The 1,646-nt window shown below is 52.6% G+C and carries 2 protein-coding genes and 1 pseudogene; 1 reads left to right on the forward strand and 2 read right to left on the reverse strand.

The window, feature by feature from the left end; translation table 11 throughout:
• Window positions 1-193: pseudogene (locus JHD77_RS30455) on the reverse strand (hypothetical protein); the annotation flags it as partial.
• Between the two features lie 242 nt (window positions 194-435).
• Here JHD77_RS30455 and JHD77_RS30460 point away from each other — a divergent pair.
• The gene (locus JHD77_RS30460) at window positions 436-1,299 is read left to right on the forward strand and encodes a DUF5677 domain-containing protein (protein ID WP_071547486.1); all 864 of its coding nucleotides are present in this window, start codon (window positions 436-438) and stop codon (window positions 1,297-1,299) included.
• A 71-nt stretch (window positions 1,300-1,370) separates the two neighbouring features.
• Here the strand turns inward: JHD77_RS30460 and JHD77_RS30465 are convergent.
• The coding region (locus JHD77_RS30465) for a TIGR03747 family integrating conjugative element membrane protein (RefSeq protein ID WP_110644172.1) at window positions 1,371-1,646 on the reverse strand (276 nt) is incomplete at its 5' end.

The raw sequence follows: 1,646 nt of genomic DNA on the forward strand, positions 1-1,646 counted from the left end.
TCACCAGCTCCCAGCCTTCCTGACCGAGGCGCTGCACCTTCTCCCAGCGGAGAGGATCGCCCAGCAGAGCATTCATGTCCGGCTCCAGAGCTTTGTCTGTGCGTCGTTGGCGTCCAAGCAGCCTCACGGATTGGGGAAGGTCCTGGTAGGGGAGGTCGATATTCTCAATGTGATATTCGAAGGTCTGCTTCATGACGTGCTCCTGGGGTGGTTCGAGTAAACCGCACGGTTTCAGGAGCAGGGGAGGGCCTCAAGCGAAAATATTAGGACTGGGTGCTTCGGAATTTTTTTTGCAAGACCTGTGAAACTACATCGCGTTTATCGGTTATCGCACGGTGTCGCACTTTAGAGTAAGCTCGGCGGGTTGCTTTATTTTGTTAGTATTCGATTAAAGTAGGTTGGAATATTTTTCATCAAGTTTAAAGTGGAGCAGATATGAACGCGAACACTAAAGCGATCTACGAGCTTTGTAGGGTTATCAAGGAACAGCAAGAGCTTTTACGTCTAGCTCTTTGGGTTATGTCGCAGGGGCCGACTGTTTTCCGAGGCCAAGAAATTAAATGTGTTTTAAAGTGGGATCAGGTTCGAGCAGCGAGCGCTACGTGTTTAGGGGCCGGCCAGTCCTTGAATACAATCCTAAAAAGCTCAGAGGAGCGAGGCATACCTGTTCGCGATCTGTACCCAGTTGCGCGGAGTGTGGTTGAAGGTTTTATCAATGCAGCTTTCTTTATAACACAACCGGTCGACATTGCTCAGCGTGCTTTGAAACATAAAGACTACGCAGCTTGGAGGCATACGAATCGAGTGGTTGGCACTGGAAAGTTTACATTCAGTTTGAGCTCTTGTAGCGATCCACAGGAAGCGGCAGCGAGGCTTTTTCCTGAGTTTTCTGGAAAAGGAAGAGGGTCTTGGAGCACTCTCGATGCACCGTCAAAAATTGATCGGATTGGAAGGAGCGTTCAGTCTTCTGGTGGAGCCTTGCTCGGCGCGTATGGGCTTATATATGCCATCTCTTCTGAAATTATACATGGTTCTGTTTACGGTATGAGCTATTTCATGAGCGCACATAACCCAGGAGACATGACGGTTGAGGGTTTTCAAAATGGCACGGAAAGCCAAGTAGTGACCATTCTAACCGCTGTTAGCCATGCAGCCAGTGGTTTTCTTTCTGCGTTTTGGCAGCTGCATCAGTGTCGTCCAGCGATTGATGCCGAGCGTTCCCTTTTTGAACGCATTCTCAAGGCTGTCCAGTGTGGCGACGTCGCCCCTGCGGCTCCATCGCCGGAAGATGGAGCTTAGAATAGGCGGGAGCGTTACAGCTTAGCTCTGTGAGCGGCTCGGCTCATGGTGCGCTATGTAAGGCGTGTCTCCTACAGGTACTTTTTGAAGGTGGATGCTGTGATGCATACCGCTACGCCGAGCAGCGCGGCGCAGGGCAGCAGGATGAGCAAGGGGTTGATGCTGATGGGGATTGCCAGGTAGAGCGTCCAAGGGACGACCGCTAGCGGAATGATGCTGCCGCGCGCCTTGTGGTAGAGGTAGCTGGACTCCCGGCCGGCGCCGAACTTGCGCAGGTCCCGGCGCACCAGGCCGTCCACCAGGCCGGTGAACGCGGCCATCAGGAACAACGGGATCGTCATGACCAG

It is taken from the genome of Pseudomonas sp. P20 (genome assembly GCF_016463925.1).
GTDB classification, from domain to species: domain Bacteria; phylum Pseudomonadota; class Gammaproteobacteria; order Pseudomonadales; family Pseudomonadaceae; genus Pseudomonas; species Pseudomonas aeruginosa.